The 15,886-nt window shown below is 57.5% G+C and carries 13 protein-coding genes and 1 pseudogene; 9 read left to right on the plus strand and 5 right to left on the minus strand.

Annotation, left to right across the window (positions count from 1 at the left end):
- Positions 1-3: 3 nt before the first annotated feature.
- Positions 4-1,247: pseudogene (locus BMY44_RS16660) on the minus strand (UbiH/UbiF/VisC/COQ6 family ubiquinone biosynthesis hydroxylase).
- Positions 1,248-1,289: 42 nt separating this feature from the next.
- On the opposite strand from BMY44_RS16660, the gene BMY44_RS16665 reads away from it, so the two are divergent.
- The 6 genes from BMY44_RS16665 (at position 1,290) to BMY44_RS16690 (ending at position 9,281) form a co-directional block, all read left to right on the plus strand.
- A complete protein-coding gene (locus tag BMY44_RS16665; RefSeq protein WP_089997015.1) occupies positions 1,290-2,618 on the plus strand; it encodes an amidase in 1,329 nt (442 codons plus the stop codon).
- Positions 2,619-2,736: 118 nt separating this feature from the next.
- A complete protein-coding gene (locus tag BMY44_RS16670; protein ID WP_089997016.1) occupies positions 2,737-3,924 on the plus strand; it encodes an aminotransferase class I/II-fold pyridoxal phosphate-dependent enzyme in 1,188 nt (395 codons plus the stop codon).
- A gap of 5 nt (positions 3,925-3,929) precedes the next feature.
- Positions 3,930-6,896: a DNA translocase FtsK gene (locus BMY44_RS16675; protein WP_089997017.1), complete on the plus strand. Its 2,967-nt coding sequence runs from the start codon at positions 3,930-3,932 to the stop codon at positions 6,894-6,896.
- Positions 6,897-6,940: 44 nt separating this feature from the next.
- A complete protein-coding gene (locus tag BMY44_RS16680) occupies positions 6,941-7,519 on the plus strand; it encodes a YdeI/OmpD-associated family protein (protein ID WP_089997018.1) in 579 nt (192 codons plus the stop codon).
- 62 nt (positions 7,520-7,581) lie between these two features.
- Positions 7,582-8,568 (plus strand): type I glyceraldehyde-3-phosphate dehydrogenase, encoded by a 987-nt coding sequence (locus BMY44_RS16685; RefSeq protein ID WP_089997230.1) that lies wholly within the window; start codon positions 7,582-7,584, stop codon positions 8,566-8,568.
- Between the two features lie 101 nt (positions 8,569-8,669).
- The gene (locus tag BMY44_RS16690; protein ID WP_089997019.1) at positions 8,670-9,281 is read left to right on the plus strand and encodes a LolA family protein; all 612 of its coding nucleotides are present in this window, start codon (positions 8,670-8,672) and stop codon (positions 9,279-9,281) included.
- A gap of 3 nt (positions 9,282-9,284) precedes the next feature.
- Here BMY44_RS16690 and BMY44_RS16695 read toward each other — a convergent pair whose 3' ends face one another.
- The 3 genes from BMY44_RS16695 to BMY44_RS16705 form a co-directional block, all read right to left on the minus strand.
- Positions 9,285-9,908 (minus strand): TIGR02466 family protein, encoded by a 624-nt coding sequence (locus tag BMY44_RS16695; protein WP_089997020.1) that lies wholly within the window; start codon positions 9,906-9,908, stop codon positions 9,285-9,287.
- An 80-nt stretch (positions 9,909-9,988) separates the two neighbouring features.
- Positions 9,989-10,573: a transglycosylase SLT domain-containing protein gene (locus tag BMY44_RS16700; protein ID WP_089997021.1), complete on the minus strand. Its 585-nt coding sequence runs from the start codon at positions 10,571-10,573 to the stop codon at positions 9,989-9,991.
- A 66-nt stretch (positions 10,574-10,639) separates the two neighbouring features.
- Positions 10,640-11,524, minus strand: a complete 885-nt coding sequence (locus BMY44_RS16705; RefSeq protein ID WP_089997022.1) for an AEC family transporter — start codon at positions 11,522-11,524, stop codon at positions 10,640-10,642.
- 83 nt (positions 11,525-11,607) lie between these two features.
- Here BMY44_RS16705 and hspQ point away from each other — a divergent pair, with 83 nt between their 5' ends.
- From hspQ to BMY44_RS16720, 3 genes are all read left to right on the plus strand, one after another.
- On the plus strand, positions 11,608-11,934 hold the full coding sequence (hspQ, locus tag BMY44_RS16710; protein ID WP_089997023.1) for a heat shock protein HspQ: 327 nt from the start codon (positions 11,608-11,610) through the stop codon (positions 11,932-11,934).
- A 255-nt stretch (positions 11,935-12,189) separates the two neighbouring features.
- Positions 12,190-12,924 carry an alpha/beta fold hydrolase gene (locus tag BMY44_RS16715; RefSeq protein WP_207510570.1) on the plus strand — a complete coding sequence of 245 codons (735 nt, stop codon included), beginning with the start codon at positions 12,190-12,192 and terminating at the stop codon, positions 12,922-12,924.
- 35 nt (positions 12,925-12,959) lie between these two features.
- Positions 12,960-14,027: a PAS domain-containing sensor histidine kinase gene (locus BMY44_RS16720; protein ID WP_207510572.1), complete on the plus strand. Its 1,068-nt coding sequence runs from the start codon at positions 12,960-12,962 to the stop codon at positions 14,025-14,027.
- 167 nt (positions 14,028-14,194) lie between these two features.
- On the opposite strand, the gene BMY44_RS16725 is transcribed toward BMY44_RS16720, so the two are convergent.
- Entirely contained in the window at positions 14,195-15,772 is a 1,578-nt protein-coding gene (locus tag BMY44_RS16725) for a gamma-glutamyltransferase family protein (RefSeq protein WP_089997026.1), read from the minus strand.
- Positions 15,773-15,886 lie beyond the last annotated feature (114 nt).

The following is a 15,886-nucleotide window of genomic DNA, read 5'->3' on the forward strand; positions in this document are numbered from 1 at the left end:
TTTCTAGCCCTGCATCAAGCGCGGCAGTTTTCCGTTCAGTCCCGCCGCTTCGCGCATGAAACCGCGCCGAAGGCCGGGCACCGCGTTCACCACACCCATTCCGACATCGCGCGCTGCGCGCACCAGTGGATTATCGTTTGAAAACAGCCGGTTGAACGTGTCTGTCGCGATTGCAAGCTTGGCTGTGTCAGCACGACGCCAAGATTCATAACGTGCCAGAACTTGCGGATTTCCGATGTCTTCGCCGCGCTGGCGCGCATCTGACAGGACATCGACCAGTGCGCCGACATCGCGCAGACCTGCATTGAGACCTTGCCCCGCGATGGGGTGCACCCCGTGTGCGGCGTCACCAACCAAAGCGACCCGTTCACCCACGAAACTGTTCGCCAGCGTCAGGCCCAGTGGATAGGAAAATCGCTTACCTGTCAGGCTGATCATCCCGAGAAAACTGCCGAACGCCGGTTTCAGTTCTTCCAGAAATGCCGCGTCGTCCAATCCCATCAGATAGCTCGCACGGGCGTCGGTTTCGCTCCACACGATGGATGAGCGATCACCGGTCAGGGGCAGGATCGCCAGCGGTCCATTCGGCATGAAGAACTGATGCGCGATGCCGCCATGCGGTTTTTCATGTTTCACCGCGCAAACGACGGCTGTTTGCCCATATCCCCAACCGGTGCGGGAAATTCCGGCGCGTTCGGCAGTGCCGCTTTTGCGTCCGTCGCAACCGGCGATCAGGGATGCTGTCAGGGTTTTGCCGCTGGCAAGTGTCACTGTGGCGTGATTTGCAACCTCTTGGCTGACAACGGTTTTTTTGGCCAGATGTGTGATATTTGGAGCGGCATCCATCGCATCCATGAAGGCGCGGCGCAGGTGCCGGTCTTCGACCAGATAGCCCATCGGGCCTTCTTCGATTTCGGCATGGTCGAAGTGCATCATCCAAGGGCTTGGCCCTTCGCCTGCGCGCCCGTCAGTAACCTTGATTTCAAGCATCGGTTGCGCGTTGTCGCTGATGGCGTCCCAGATGCCAATTGCTTTCAGCAAGCGGTGCGAGGCGAGCGAAAGCGCATAGGATCGCCCGTCGAAATCAGGTTTCTTGCGACGGTCGACTGGCAGACTGTCAATGATAGTGACGCGCAAACCTTCCTGCGCGGCGGCAAGCGCGAGGGCCGGGCCGTTCAGTCCGCCCCCGACGATGATCAAATTCGTATCCATACCTCACATATGACCGCGCAAGCGGGATTGTCCATGCGCTGCCGCGTCGCTACCAAGGACAAAACGTGGAGACGAGCATGGACGCATGGCGCTGGAAGACCGCAACAGAACTGGGTGCCGGGATTGCGGAGGGGTCGATTGACCCGATCGATCTGACGGAAACCTTCCTGTCAGCGATTGATGCCCATCCCATGCGTGACCGAATTTATGCCCGCGTCACACATGAGCGCGCGCGCGCCGAAGCGAAAGCCGCCAGAATCCGCATGAAAGAAGGACGGCGGCAAAGCCCGCTCGACGGGGTGCCGATTTCCTGGAAAGACCTGTTTGATACGCGGGGCATCGGGACCGAGGCGGGTACAAAGCTGATGGAGGGCCGCATCCCCGACACCGATGCGGTCGTGCTGCAACGCGCCACTGCGGCTGGCCTTGTCTGCCTTGGCAAAACGCACATGTCCGAGATTGCGTTTTCAGGGCTGGGACTGAACCCGATCATGGGCACGCCACCTTGCATCAATGACGATCAGGCGGTGCCTGGTGGGTCTTCGTCAGGGGCTGCCGCCTCTGTGGCGTTCGGTTTGGCGGCGGCGGCCATCGGGTCGGATACTGGCGGGTCCGTGCGTATTCCGTCGGCCTGGAACGATCTGACGGGCCTCAAGCCGACGCATGGCCGGTTGCCGCTGGATGGTGTCGTGCCGCTGTGTTTGACCTTTGACACCGTCGGCCCACTTTGCCGGTCGATTGCCGATTGCAACGTCTTGCTGGGACTCCTTGACGTCAGTACCCCTGCTGATCTGCGCGGCGTGTCGCTCGAAGGGGTTGATCTGGCCATTCTGGACAGCGTTGCCATGGACGACCTGCGCCCCGAACCGAAGGCCGGTTTTGAAGCTGCGGTCGCCCGGCTTGAAGCCGCCGGTGCCCGCGTGTTCAGAATTGTCGTCGCGGATCTGGTGGAGGCCTTCAACATCGCGGGCGATCTTTATGCCGCGGACAGCTATGGTTGGTGGCGCGATTTGGTCGAGGCGAACCCGCAAAAGATGTTCCCGCAAATTCTGGAGCGTGTCCGCGGCGGGGCCACCGTGTCTGGAGCGGATTACGTGAGCAAGTGGAACCGGTTGCGCGAGATCCGCAAGACCTATGCAAAAGTGACCGAAACCTATGACGCCGTCATCATGCCAACCGCACCGATCCTGCCGCCGAACGCAGAGCGGTTGCTGACAGATGACGCCTATTACAAGGCCGAAAACCTGCTAGCCCTGCGAAACACGCGGATTGCCAACCTGATGAACCTGCCCGCGATCACGCTTCCCACGGGCACGCCGTCCTGCGGGATTATGTTCAACGGGCAAACCGGGCAGGAGGCCCGCTTGCTGCGCATCGGTGCCGCCGCCCAAGCCGCACTGGCCTAAATGCCACATATCGCGGCAAGGCCCTGAAAAACCACCAGCCTTATTCTGGACAGAACGGTCCTGCGCGGGCTAACTTAGCCCAAAGCGTGGCGCAAATGATCACGCACCTGAGGCAGTTATGGAATTACCGACGCGGTTTTCGGCATTACCCGAGGCGACCTGGCCCCGATTGCGTGGCCTGCTGGATGCTGTCCAGCCGGGTGGTGATCCGATCAACATGACCATCGGTGAACCCCAGCACGATATTCCTGATTTTGTTGGCCCTTTGATGGCGCAACAGGTCGCAAACTGGCGCGTCTATCCCGACAATAACGGGACGCCCGAGCTGCTGGATGCGATTAGGAGCTGGCTGAAGATGCGCTATGGCGTCGATGTCGCGCGCGATAACCTGATGGCGCTGAACGGCACCCGCGAAGGGCTTTACAACGCCGCTATGGCGCTTTGCCCTGCGACGAAAAACGGGCAGAAACCCGCGATCTTGTCGCCGAACCCGTTCTATCCGGTCTATGGCATGGCGACCCTGTCGGTGAATGCCGACCCGATTTACATGCCGGCGGACCAGTCGACGGGACATTTGCCCGATTTCAACGCACTGGACAGCGAAACGCTGGATCGCACAGCCATTGCCTACATGTGCAGCCCCGCGAACCCGCAGGGCACCGTGGCGGATCAGGGCTATTGGGAGAACCTGGTCGGTCTGGCGGAAAAGCATGACTTCATGATCTTCTCGGATGAATGTTATTCCGAGATCTACCGCGATGCGCCGCCACCGGGTGCTATGCAGGTTGCCAGATCAATGGGGGCGGACCCTGAACGGGTCGTCATTTTCCATTCGCTATCCAAACGATCCAACCTTGCAGGGCTACGGTCCGGGTTTTGCGCAGGCGGCCCCAAGTCGATTGCCCGCATTCGCCAGCTGCGTGCAGGTGCCGGTGCGCCATTGCCCGGACCCGTGCAGAGCGTATCCGCCAAGGTCTGGGCCGACGAGGCCCATGTCGTTGAAAACCGCCGCCTTTACGCGGAAAAATTCGCGATTGCAGACCGTATTCTGGGCAATGTGCCGGGCTATGAAAGCCCCGAAGCCGGATTTTTCCTTTGGCTTCCGGTCGACGATGGCGAACAAGCCGCGCTGAAGCTGTGGCAGGAAACAGGCGTGCGGGTGCTGCCCGGCGCATACATCAGCCGCGACATGGGGCAGGGCAACCCCGGCGCGGGATATATCCGGGTGGCACTTGTCGCCCCAAAACAAGATGTGCAGCGGGGTCTGGAACTGATCCGTGACTGCATCTACGACCGAGGGGAATAGCAGTTATGGCGATCTATCAGTCTCGTGGGCGCGACCCGCTTCTTGACAGCGAAACACAGGCAGCGCTTGAAAAACGCAGCAAGGAACTGCTGGGTTTTGCGCTTGGCGTTGTGGGCGTGCTGGTTGCGATGATGGTCTATAGCTATTCTGCAAACGATCCGTCGTGGATTTCTGCTACGGATGCTCCTGTGCAGAACTGGCTTGGCCGTTTCGGTGCCTCGACCGCCGCCCCGATCATGATGATCGTTGGCAAAGGAATCTGGGTGCTGCCCGTCGTACTGATCGCCTGGGGCGTGCGTTTCGTTGGCCATATGGGTGAAGAGCGCGCCATCGGTCGGATCATCTATACCCCCATCGCGCTTGCCCTTGCGTCCCTTTATGCTGCAACGCTGACCCCCGGCGTTGCGTGGCTGCCCAATTTTGGGCTTGGCGGGATGTTGGGTGATACCGTGCTTGGCGTGGTATTGAACCTTTTGGCACCTGTGATCGGGTCGACTTTTGCGATCAAGGCGCTGTCGCTTGTTCTGGGTGCATTCACCCTGTTTTTGCTGGCCTTCGCTGTTGGTTTTACAAAACCCGAACTGAAGACCGGTCTGCGATTTGTGCTTCTTGGCACCGTGATGCTTTATTCGCTGCTGCTTGGTATGATTGGCCGCGGTGCTGCTGTGTCTGCGCGTGCCGCGAGCGGTGCGACCCAAACCATTGCCGCGCGGCGGGAAGAACGACAGGCTCGCAAGGCGGCCATCGCAAACGAATGGGCTGAACATCAGGCCGCTGAACGTGCCATCCCGCAACCAGATATGAAAGCGCGCGCGGCGCAGGTTGTCCGCTCGAACCCGGTGATGCCGACGTCAGAGCAGCTTGCCGGGCGCAAGATGCCACCTTTGACACATGCCTCGCAACCTGAACCGGAACTGGTGGCACCTGCCCGTCAGGCCGAACCACAGCAAAAAGGCCTGCTGGCCGGCCTGTTGAAACGTCACGAGCCGCAGCCCGAACTGGTGCCCGAAACGGCCATGCCTGACATTGATGCGCCTGATGAAAACCGCATCAGCGCGCGTATCACGGACGCCATCCGGAACCGTGCAGGCGGGAAATCGGCCCCGAACCTTAGCACGCCCCGTGTAGAGCCACGTTTGACAGCCGGTCGCGGCCCGACGCCACTTGTGCTTGATGTGCGCAACGCCGATGCCGAAGCACCCATGCAGGAAATGGTCGCTGCCGAGGACGAGGCTGAGATCCTTGATGACACTACGCCTGATACGCCCGCCGCAGCACCGGTCTACATGCGTTCGACCCTGCCGCCCGTACCAGAAAAGCCGCTGGTTGCAGAACCGCTATTTGACACCAGCGAAAAGGCAACCGCCAAGGTCGTTCATCCCACGCCAAAAGCCGCACCAAGCAAACAGGCAAAGGCCGAAGCACAACCCGCGTTGCAATTCGAAGACAAATACCCCGGTTACGAAAACCCGCCGCTGAACCTTTTGACCAACCCGGTCGAGGTGCAGCGCCATCATCTGTCCGACGAGGCGCTGGAAGAAAACGCGCGGATGCTGGAAAGCGTTCTGGACGACTATGGTGTCAAAGGCGAAATCGTCTCTGTGCGCCCTGGTCCGGTCGTCACAATGTACGAACTGGAACCTGCACCCGGGTTGAAAGCATCACGCGTGATTGGTCTGGCCGATGACATTGCAAGGTCGATGTCGGCCCTGTCCGCACGCGTGTCTACCGTGCCCGGACGGTCGGTCATCGGGATCGAACTGCCCAACGAAAACCGCGAAAAAGTGGTTTTGCGCGAAATCCTGTCCCACCGCGATTATGGTGACGGCAACCAGAAACTGCCCCTCGCACTGGGCAAGGACATTGGTGGCGAGCCGATCATCGCAAACCTTGCAAAGATGCCCCACCTCTTGATCGCAGGGACCACTGGTTCGGGTAAGTCTGTCGCGATCAACACCATGATCCTGTCACTGCTTTACAAGCTGTCTCCCGAAGAATGCAGGATGATCATGATCGACCCCAAGATGCTGGAACTGTCCGTCTACGACGGCATTCCGCACCTGCTGTCCCCCGTTGTTACAGACCCAAAGAAGGCGGTTGTCGCCCTGAAATGGGTCGTGGGCGAGATGGAGGAACGTTATCGCAAGATGTCCAAAATGGGCGTGCGCAATATCGACGGCTATAACGGGCGCGTCAAAGAGGCGCTGGCCAAGGACGAGATGTTCAGCCGTACCGTGCAGACCGGCTTTGACGATGAAACCGGTGATCCGATCTTTGAGACGGATGAATTCACGCCGGAAGTCCTGCCTTATATCGTCGTCGTTGTGGATGAGATGGCCGACCTGATGATGGTTGCTGGCAAAGAGATCGAAGCCTGTATCCAGCGCCTTGCCCAAATGGCCCGTGCGTCGGGCATTCACCTGATTATGGCCACGCAGCGCCCCTCTGTCGACGTCATTACCGGCACGATCAAAGCGAACTTCCCGACCCGGATTTCGTTTCAGGTGACTTCTAAGATCGACAGCCGCACGATCCTTGGCGAGATGGGGGCCGAACAGCTGCTGGGCATGGGTGACATGCTTTATATGGCTGGTGGGTCAAAGATCACCCGCGTCCACGGGCCGTTCTGTTCTGATGAAGAAGTCGAGGAAATCGTGAATTACCTCAAGTCCTTTGGTCCGCCTGAATACATGTCCGGTGTGGTTGAAGGCCCGCCAGACGATCAGGAATCCAGCATTGATCTGGTGCTTGGCCTTGGGGACGGGTCGGACAGCGAGAACGCGCTGTATGACACGGCCGTGGCCATTGTGATCAAGGATCGCAAATGCTCAACCAGCTATATCCAGCGCAAACTGGCCATCGGCTATAACAAGGCGGCCCGCCTGGTAGAGCAGATGGAAGACGAGGGCGTTGTGTCTTCTGCCAACCACGTCGGGAAGCGGGAAATTCTGGTGCCGGAACAGCATCACTAGCCCAAGCGGGTTTGAAATACGCCAATCGGCCCTAGGTATGGGGCATGATCAGGACTGAGAATTTCGCGCAAGTTGAAGTGACCAGCGGGGATGCGTTGCACCGCTGGCTGCTTGATCATCACGCCCAGATGGAAAGCGTCTGGCTGGTGACCTTCAAAAAGTCTGAGCCGGACAAATACCTTGACCGTTTTGCGGTGTTGGATGAATTGCTGTGTTTCGGCTGGATTGACGGTATCCGGCGCAAGCTGGATGACGCCCGCACGATGCAGCTGATCAGTCCGCGTAAAGAGCAGACCTGGGCCCAGACCTACAAAGACAGGGTCGCACGGTTGAGGGCCGAAGGCCGGATGCATCCAGCCGGTGAAGCCGCAATTGCCCATTCCAAGGAATTGGGCAAATGGGATGAGATGGCTGATGTGGATGCGCTGATCGTGCCCGATGACCTTTTGGCTGCGTTGCAGGCGTACGCACCTGCCGATGTCCATTTTACGAATTTCTCGCCCTCAAGCCGGCGCAACATGCTGCGGTGGTTGAAACAGGCGAAAACAGGGCCAACGCGCGTCAAACGGATCGCACAGATCGCGACGTTAGCGGCGCGAAATGAAAAAGTGCCCCAAATGTAAGACGCAACGATTGGTACAAGTTTGCCTTGCCATCCTAAGACGGCCGGCTCTAGATGGGCGACATGACCACACCAATTCGCATTGCAATCAACGGGTTCGGGCGTATCGGGCGCACGATATTGCGCCAGCTTCTGGTGGGCAATCAGCCTATTGAGATCGTCCTGATCAACGATATCGCGCCGCTGGAAACCTGTGGCTACCTGTTTGCCTATGACAGCGTGTTTGGCGTCTATCCCGAAGAGGTCACGGAAACGGACGGTGGGTTGCGGATCGGATCGCGGAAGGTTCGCTTTACCCATGTGGCGGATATTTCCACGCTCGATCTGTCCGGCATTGATGTCGTGCTGGAATGCACGGGCCGCGCCAAGACCCGCGAAAGTGCCGAACGCGGGCTGAAAGCAGGTGCCCGCAATGTGCTGCTGTCGGGGCCTTCGACTATCGCCGATGCGACCGTCGTGATGGGTGCGAATGACGATCAGATGCAGGATCATCATCTGATTTCAAACGCGTCCTGCACAACGAATGCCCTTGCGCCGATCGTGCGGTATCTGGATGCAAGTCTAGGGCTGACAGCGGCGCATATGACGACAATCCATTGCTATACTTCGAGCCAACCGATGACTGACGCGCCACGCGAAAGCCTTGCACGCAGCCGTGCGGGAGCGTTGTCGATGGTGCCGACGACCACGAGCGCCACACATCTGGTCACCGAAGTCCTGCCGCATCTGAAGGACCACATCACCGGGGCTGCCGTCCGTGTCCCGACGGCCAGCGTGTCTTGCATCGATCTGACCTTTACCACACGCGATGCGACAGATCCGCAAACGCTGAATGCCCTGATCGGTGCCGCCGACAGGCACATCATTGGGACCACGGATAAACCGCTTGTTTCCATGGACTTGCGCAAAAGGTCCGAGTCGTTGATCGTCGCGACACCCGAAACCATGTCGGCGTCGGATCACCAGCATCGCGTCTTTGGCTGGTATGACAACGAATGGGGCTTTTCCGCACGAATGATTGATATGACATTGCGGATGGCCGCCCGTTAGGGGCTGACATGCGCATGTTATCGCTTAACGAACGACGCTGTGATGATGTTTTCACAGGCATGTAAGGTGCAATCTGTGATCAAAGGACTTAAATAACGGCCATGAATACAAAACGTACATTTCTGAAAGGTGCTGCCGCGTTGGCGTTTGCGACGATCGCAGCACCGGCTTCGGCGCAACAGCTGTCACTGTCACAGGTGTCCAACTATCTGAACCAGTTGCAGACGGCGCAAGGCGGCTTCACCCAGATCAACGGCGACGGGACACTGTCGACTGGCCAGATCTACATCAAGCGTCCTGGCCGCATCCGGTTTGAATACAACCCACCTGAACAGTCGCTTGTCATGGCAGGCGGTGGTCAGGTTGCGATCTTTGATGCCCGCTCCAACACCGGACCGGACCGGTATCCGCTGAACCAGACACCGCTCAAGATCATTCTAGAGCGTAACGTCGATCTGGGCCGCGCACGGATGGTCACCGGCCACACGTCCGACGGCACGACGACGACGATCACAGCGCAGGATCCCGACAACCCGCAGTACGGCAATATCCAGATGGTCTTTACGGCCAATCCGGTGGAGCTGCGTCAGTGGATCGTGACCGATGATGTCGGTAGCCAGACAACCGTAATTCTGAACGACATGGTCGCAGGTGGCAGCATCGGCGACATCAAGTTCAACATCCAGCGCGAAATGCGCAACTGGAACAACTGATCCTTAGCCGTCCGGGTCTTCGAACGTGGCATTGAACGCGATCGAGACCCGTTCGGAATCGGCCTCGTTGGGAAAAACCCAGTGCACGAGAAAGGATGGAAACAGGATCAGATCCCCCGGTTGCGGTCTGATCTTGAACTTTTGCTGGAAGGCGACTGATTTCAGCATTCGCCAGTTTGGCAGGTCAGAACGCGGGTCAAGAAATTCGATCATCCCTGACATGCCTTCTTCGACTTCTGGCTGGGCGACGTAGTAAACGCCCGACCAATGCGCACCGGGGTGGGTGTGCGGGGCGTTATAGCTGCCTTGCGGATTGATGTTCATCCAGCCCGACAGCTTCATGCGCAGCGTTTTTGTATCGACTTCATCGCTCATACGGGATGTGGCTGCATAGACGGCGTCGCGCACGCTGGACAATAGTTGTTGAAAACATTCGGTGTCGCTTGCGAAAATGTTTCCTGACGAATGCCAGCCACCCTGGTTCGATTTCGTAACGCCCTCGGTCTGGCTACGCATCTTGTGGCCTTCTTTGAGCAGGGTGGGATTCAGGGTGGCAAAGTCAGGCACCTGCCATCGAATTAAGGGGGTCGAAAACAGCATCGCGACTGTCATTGATTCAAACGTCATCACACACCCCTGTACTTTTGAACACGCCAGTAGCTTTGCCGCTGGCGGTCTCAAATACAACTGTTTTGCTGTGATTTGCCTTAGATCTTGCCGCAGGACCGCAGTTGTGCGCCATACATATCCGCACGCGCATCAACTTCGCCCGCGATCCGGATCAGCCAGCTTTTTGACCGCCAGGTGCCGCGCAGATAGCCCGAGCGCCCGTCATGATAGGCCAGATACTGGTTGCGCGTGTCGTTGAGTGGCACACCGGTTTCCGAAACCGTCTGCACCATATACCAGCCCATAAAATCGGTAGCGTCTTCGATCTTTGTCCGATCCGCGCGGCGTCCGCCCACGTCACGCACGTATTCGGCCCAGGTGCCGTCCAGCGCCTGCGAATAGCCGAGCGCCGATGACTGCCGCCCGATGGGGATCACACCCAGTGCATAGCGATGCGGTGGGCGGTTATCAGAGATGAATTTGCTTTCCTGATAGATCATCGCCATCAGCGTTGGAATCGGGACACCATACTTGCGTTCCGCAGCGCGAAACGCCCGTAGGTAGGACGGGCGTTCGTTCACGATGGAACAGGCGTTGTCCAGATTGCGCGGTGCATCGCCATAGCGCGCGGCGCAACTGCCAAGGGCCACCATCAGGGTCATAGCGAGAATGAGTCTGCTCATCTGCCTCTCACGTTTATTTTTATCGTTTTGTCGCAGTATAGCGCAGGGAATTGAATCGCGAAATGCTTAAGCGATCACAAATGACAGGATCAGCGGAAGCGTGACCACAGAAAGGAGGGTGGACACGACTACAAGACCCGCGACCGGCTTGGCGTCAGCACCGTATTTTTCCGCTAGAAGATAGGATGTGACGGCGACCGGAGTTGCAACTTGCACGATCAGAACACCCGCAGCGACAGGTTCCAGCGAAAAATAAATCGCAGCACCGTAGGCGGCGGCGACACAGATCGCGACTTTGGCAACCGACAGTACAATTGCCTGCCCGATTGCCTTTGTCTCAAGTCGTGCCACGGCGACCCCCAGCGTGATCAGCATGACAGGAATGGCGATTTGCCCGATCAGATCCAGCGTATTTGACAGGAACAGCGGCGTTTCCCAACCCTGCCAAAGAAAAAGCGCACCAAGCAGGGTTGCACCGACCAGCGGCTCTTTGAGGATGCGCGTAAAACTGCCGGCTCCGGCAACCATCCAGATCCCGATTGTGAACGACAGCATCGCCATCACCGCGAATACAACCACCGCATAGCCAAGACCCACGTCACCGAATGCAAACAGTGCAAGCGGAAGGCCAAGATTGCCTGTGTTCCCGAAGATGAGCGGTGCCAAGTAGGTTTGTGTGTCGAGCCGTCCGATTTTGACGATGACAAAAAATACCATCATCACAATGGCATAGGCCGCCAAAGACGCTAAGGAGATCGTGGCGAGGGCCTGCGGGTCGATCTCGGTCTTCATGAGCGACATAAAGATCAGGCAGGGCACCGAAAGCGTCATTGCAAGCCGTGTTACGAATTCGACCCGATATTCGAATCCGACCCGGACCCAGACGAAACCAATCGCCGCCAAAAGAAACACAGGGGCGGTGATATTCATCACTGTCAGGGCCAGGTTCACAGACTGTTTCCTTATTTTTGAGCCTTAGGGCGTGGACTCGGCCCCGCCGTGACGTCTAATAAGCGTGTGGGGGACAAGTGGCCATGTTTAAGACGCGCGCAAAATATCACCTTGGGCAAATTGTCCGTCACCGGAAGCATCCGTTTCGGGGTGTTGTCTTTGACGTGGACGCCATGTTTTCCAACACGGAAGCTTGGTACGAGGCAATTCCCGAGGATAGCCGTCCCAAGAAAGACCAGCCGTTCTATCATCTCCTCGCGGAGAATGATCAAAGCTATTACGTGGCTTATGTGTCCGAACAGAACCTTGTCGCGGATTATTCTGGCCAGCCGGTCGAGCATCCGGATGTCGATGACATTTTCGGCCCTTTTGAAGACGGGCATTATCCGTTGCAGGTTCAATTGAATTAAGCGATCTGGCTTTGGGAATTGACCCGTAGCGAAAGGGTAAATGCCCTTTTCCTGTCAATTGCGTCGCGCGCAGTGCTTCGTTCGAATGATTTGTTCGGCGAACCCCGCCGGCTTTTTTGAACCGCCAGAAAAAGCAGCGCTTGGAATTCACCTGACGTACCTTATAACTACCGCAGATTTTTTGCGATGGCGGGATAGAACATGAGTGCAGTCGCACGACACAATGTCAGGGTCTCTGGCTCAGGTGCTCGCTCGATGATGTTCGCCCATGGGTTTGGATGCGATCTATCGATGTGGCGGCATGTCGCTCCGCATTTCGAGGACACTTTCGAAGTTGTCGCGTTCGATCACGTTGGATCCGGCGGTTCTGACAGTCGCGCGTATGATCCCGAAAAGTACGCCAGCTTGGAGGGCTATGCCGCTGACGTTGTCGAGATCGGTGAGGAACTTGGCATCAGGGAAGGTATCTTTGTTGGTCATTCTGTCAGCGCGATGATTGGTGCGTTGGCAAATGTCGAACGCCCAGACATGTTTACAACCTTGGTCATGGTGGGTCCGTCGCCACGCTATATTGATGATGACGGCTACGAAGGCGGCTTTAGCGCAGATGATATCAATGACCTTCTTGCCGCGTTGGAGGAGAATCCGCTTGCGTGGTCAGCGTCGATGGCTCCGCTAATTGTCGGAAATCCGGACCAGCCCGAACATAGTCAAGAACTGGCTGAAAGTATTTGCAGGCTTGATCCGGACATTGCGACAGCGTTTGCCCGCGCGACCTTTACATCTGATAACCGCGCTGATTTGCCAAAAGTCACTGCGAAAACTCTGATACTTCAATGCAAGGACGATGTTATCGCGTCCGAACATGTGGGTGCCTATGTGCGAGACAAGATTGCGGGTAGCAAACTTATCATGCTCAACGCCTCCGGCCATTGTCCCAATTTGACCGCGCCGAACGAAGTTATCTCCGCTATTCGCAATTTCCTCTGATGTCCGATACTGAAGTGCGGACTGAAGGAGACGTCATGCTGACGAACGCACCTTGCGGCTTGCTCTCCGTAGATCACCTTGGAGTCATTCTTTCGGCGAATGAACGGCTGTGTGAATGGTTGGGTAAATCTGCAACCGAGTTACACGGGACGCATTTGATGCATCTGTTTTCCAAGGCCAGCAGGATAGTCTTTGAAACCAGTATCGTGCCGCTTCTGTCTCTCAAGGGCCAAGTCGATGGCGCAAGCATTGATCTTGTGACCAGAGAAGGAGAGAAACTGCCTGTCTTGCTCAGTGCAGAGGTCAGCGGTGCTGAAGAGAACCGCGTGACCAGCTTTGCTTTCCTTCTGGCGGGTGCAAGACGTGCTTTTGAAAAAGACCTCGCAAAGGCCCGTGCCGAAGCTGAAACGCGCCTGTCTTCATCCCAAAAAGAAGGTGAGTTGCGAGAGCAGTTTATTGCAATCCTCGGGCACGACTTGCGCAACCCTTTGGCATCTATCGCTTCTGCGATGAACATCCTTTCGCGCGAACCACTCAGCAAAAAGAGCGAACGCATCGTCAGGTTAACCAACGGCAGCGTTCGGCGCATGTCACTTCTGATCGACAATGTGCTCGACTTTGCCCGTAATCGTTTGGGCGGTGGCATCGATTTGCACATTTCCGACGAACAATCTTTGGAAAATGAAATACGGCAGGTCGTGTCTGAATTGCGTGCTGCCCATACCGATCGTGACATTAAGTTGCGCATTTCAAACACTGACAAGGTCGCATGCGATGTGCCCCGAGTTGGGCAGCTCCTATCCAATTTGCTTGGCAATGCGATTACATACGGTGATCCAACCCAACCCATCCATGTAAAGGCCGGGCTTTCTGGCGGAAATGTCTTTGAACTCAGTGTGAGGAATTTCGGCCCCCCAATCTCGGCTTCAGCGATGGAACGGTTATTCGATCCGTTTGTCCGCAGTACCAACCACGAAGACCGAGAGGGATTGGGATTGGGTCTTTATATCGCATCAGAAATTGCCAAAGCGCATGGCGGCAGCCTCGATGTGACCTCCGAAGAAAGCCATACGGAATTTACGCTGCGTATTCCCCCGGGGTGAGGCAAAACATAGACTGGCTAATTGGCCTTTATCGCGCGGTCAAACGCGACCTTTGCACTTTATGTTCTTCTCTCGTGGACAAATTCAACCAAAGGCTGTGAGAGAAACACGCCATATCAAGGTAAGTTGCGTTGACCCAGCAGACACAACGGGGCGATTCTCAGCCACTAGTAACCCAGCGCGCAGCCGTCCTTGCGCGGGTCGGATCCGCCTTCGAGCACGCCATTGTCATGCAGCAGGATAGCCTGTGCGCCCCCGATTGGTGTCGGCGGTGGTACAACCTTGTGTCCCATGTCGGCGAGCGTGGCGCGGACGTCATCGCCATACCCTGCCTCGACTCGCAGTTCGTCGCCTTCTGCAAAGGCGCGCGGTGCGTCGATGGCTTCCTGCGGAGACATGCCGAAGTCCGTGACGTTTGTCAGAAAACGCGCATGACCGGTTGATTGATACTGCCCACCCATCACACCGAACGGCATCAAGGGTTCGCTGTTCTTTTTCAGCATGGCCGGAATGATCGTGTGCATCGGGCGCTTGCCGCCTGCGGCTTCGTTCGTGTGGCCTTCTTTCAGCGTGAAGCCTGCGCCCCGGTTCTGAAACAGAATGCCGAACTTGTCTGACGCGATGCCCGACCCGAAGCCGTGGAAGATCGAATAGATCAGGGAAACGCACATGCGGTCCCGATCCACGACAGTGATATAAATCGTGTCTTTGTGGACGGCTTCGGACCCTGGCAATCCAGCCGGCAAGGCTTTGTTCGGGTTTATCAGGGCGGCCAGTTTCGCCGCTGTATCCAGTGACAGCATATGATCCAGCCTGTCCATATGGTCCAGATCACCCAGCATCCGATTGCGCGCGTCATAGGCCAGTTTGGTCGCCTCGGCCTCAATGTGCAGCCGTTCAGCGCCAAGTGGGTCCATGCCGGCGATGTCAAAATGTTTGAGCATGTTGAGGATCAGGATCGCTGTCGCGCCTTGGCCGTTCGGCGGATGTTCATAGAGGTCGAGGCCGTTATAGCTGCCGGTCACGGGCGCGGTGTATTCGGCCGCGCAGGCTGCGAAATCATCAAGCGTGTGATTGCCGCCAAGGGCGTTCAGGCTATTCACCATGTCCTCGGCGACTTCGCCCTCGTAGAAACCGGCGCGCCCGTCAAGACTGATCCGGCGCAACACCTTTGCCTGTTGGGGCGCAGCAAATATCTGGCCCGGATTGGGCACTTTGCCGTCGACCAGATAGGTCTCACGCGCCCGCCCTTGCAGTTTTTCATAGTCCTGCGCCCAGTCCGCTGCCACGCGTGGCGCCACGGGTACGCCGTTTTCTGCGTAGTAAATCGATGGTGCGAGTGATGCGGCCAGCCCAAGCTTGCCGAAGTCCTTTGACAGCAGGCAGAACGCGTCAACTGCACCGGGAATGGTAACGGCCGCAGGATCGTATAGCGGCACGGTCTTGTGCCCCTGATCGCGCAAGGTGGCTGCGGACAGGGCGGCAGGCGCGCGGCCTGATCCGTTCAGCGCGACGACACGGTCTTCGCCCGGCGGTGTCAGTAAAACAAAGCAATCACCGCCGATTCCGGTCATCTGCGGTTCGCAAATCCCGAGCAGCACAGCCCCGGCGATTGCAGCGTCCACGGCGTTTCCGCCCGCTTCGAGCATCTGCACGGCGACTTTGGCTGCGAGCGGGTGCGAAGTGGCGCACATGCCGTTGGTGGCCAGTACTGGCGAACGGCCGGGGAAGTTGAAATCGCGCATGTAGTCCTCCTGCGTTGGCAGGGAACTTAGATCATCACGTCGGGGGTGCAATGGAGTCCCGACGACGCACAACTGGGTGGGGGCTATTACTGCGCGTCGTCGGGTGAAGCTATG

The sequence above is a fragment of the Cognatiyoonia koreensis genome, assembly GCF_900109295.1.
Classification (GTDB): Bacteria; Pseudomonadota; Alphaproteobacteria; order Rhodobacterales; family Rhodobacteraceae; genus Cognatiyoonia; species Cognatiyoonia koreensis.

Bases quoted from the DNA above. Each gene is read 5' to 3' on its own strand.
- BMY44_RS16665 (WP_089997015.1), top strand. From the start codon at position 1,290: ATGGACGCATGGCGCTGGAAGACCGCAACAGAACTGGGTGCCGGGATT.
- BMY44_RS16670 (WP_089997016.1), top strand. From the start codon at position 2,737: ATGGAATTACCGACGCGGTTTTCGGCATTACCCGAGGCGACCTGGCCC.
- BMY44_RS16675 (WP_089997017.1), top strand. From the start codon at position 3,930: ATGGCGATCTATCAGTCTCGTGGGCGCGACCCGCTTCTTGACAGCGAA.
- BMY44_RS16680 (WP_089997018.1), top strand. From the start codon at position 6,941: ATGATCAGGACTGAGAATTTCGCGCAAGTTGAAGTGACCAGCGGGGAT.
- BMY44_RS16685 (WP_089997230.1), top strand. From the start codon at position 7,582: ATGACCACACCAATTCGCATTGCAATCAACGGGTTCGGGCGTATCGGG.
- BMY44_RS16690 (WP_089997019.1), top strand. From the start codon at position 8,670: ATGAATACAAAACGTACATTTCTGAAAGGTGCTGCCGCGTTGGCGTTT.
- BMY44_RS16695 (WP_089997020.1), bottom strand. From the start codon at position 9,908: ATGACGTTTGAATCAATGACAGTCGCGATGCTGTTTTCGACCCCCTTA.
- BMY44_RS16700 (WP_089997021.1), bottom strand. From the start codon at position 10,573: ATGAGCAGACTCATTCTCGCTATGACCCTGATGGTGGCCCTTGGCAGT.
- hspQ (WP_089997023.1), top strand. From the start codon at position 11,608: ATGTTTAAGACGCGCGCAAAATATCACCTTGGGCAAATTGTCCGTCAC.
- BMY44_RS16715 (WP_207510570.1), top strand. From the start codon at position 12,190: ATGATGTTCGCCCATGGGTTTGGATGCGATCTATCGATGTGGCGGCAT.
- BMY44_RS16720 (WP_207510572.1), top strand. From the start codon at position 12,960: ATGCTGACGAACGCACCTTGCGGCTTGCTCTCCGTAGATCACCTTGGA.
- BMY44_RS16725 (WP_089997026.1), bottom strand. From the start codon at position 15,772: ATGCGCGATTTCAACTTCCCCGGCCGTTCGCCAGTACTGGCCACCAAC.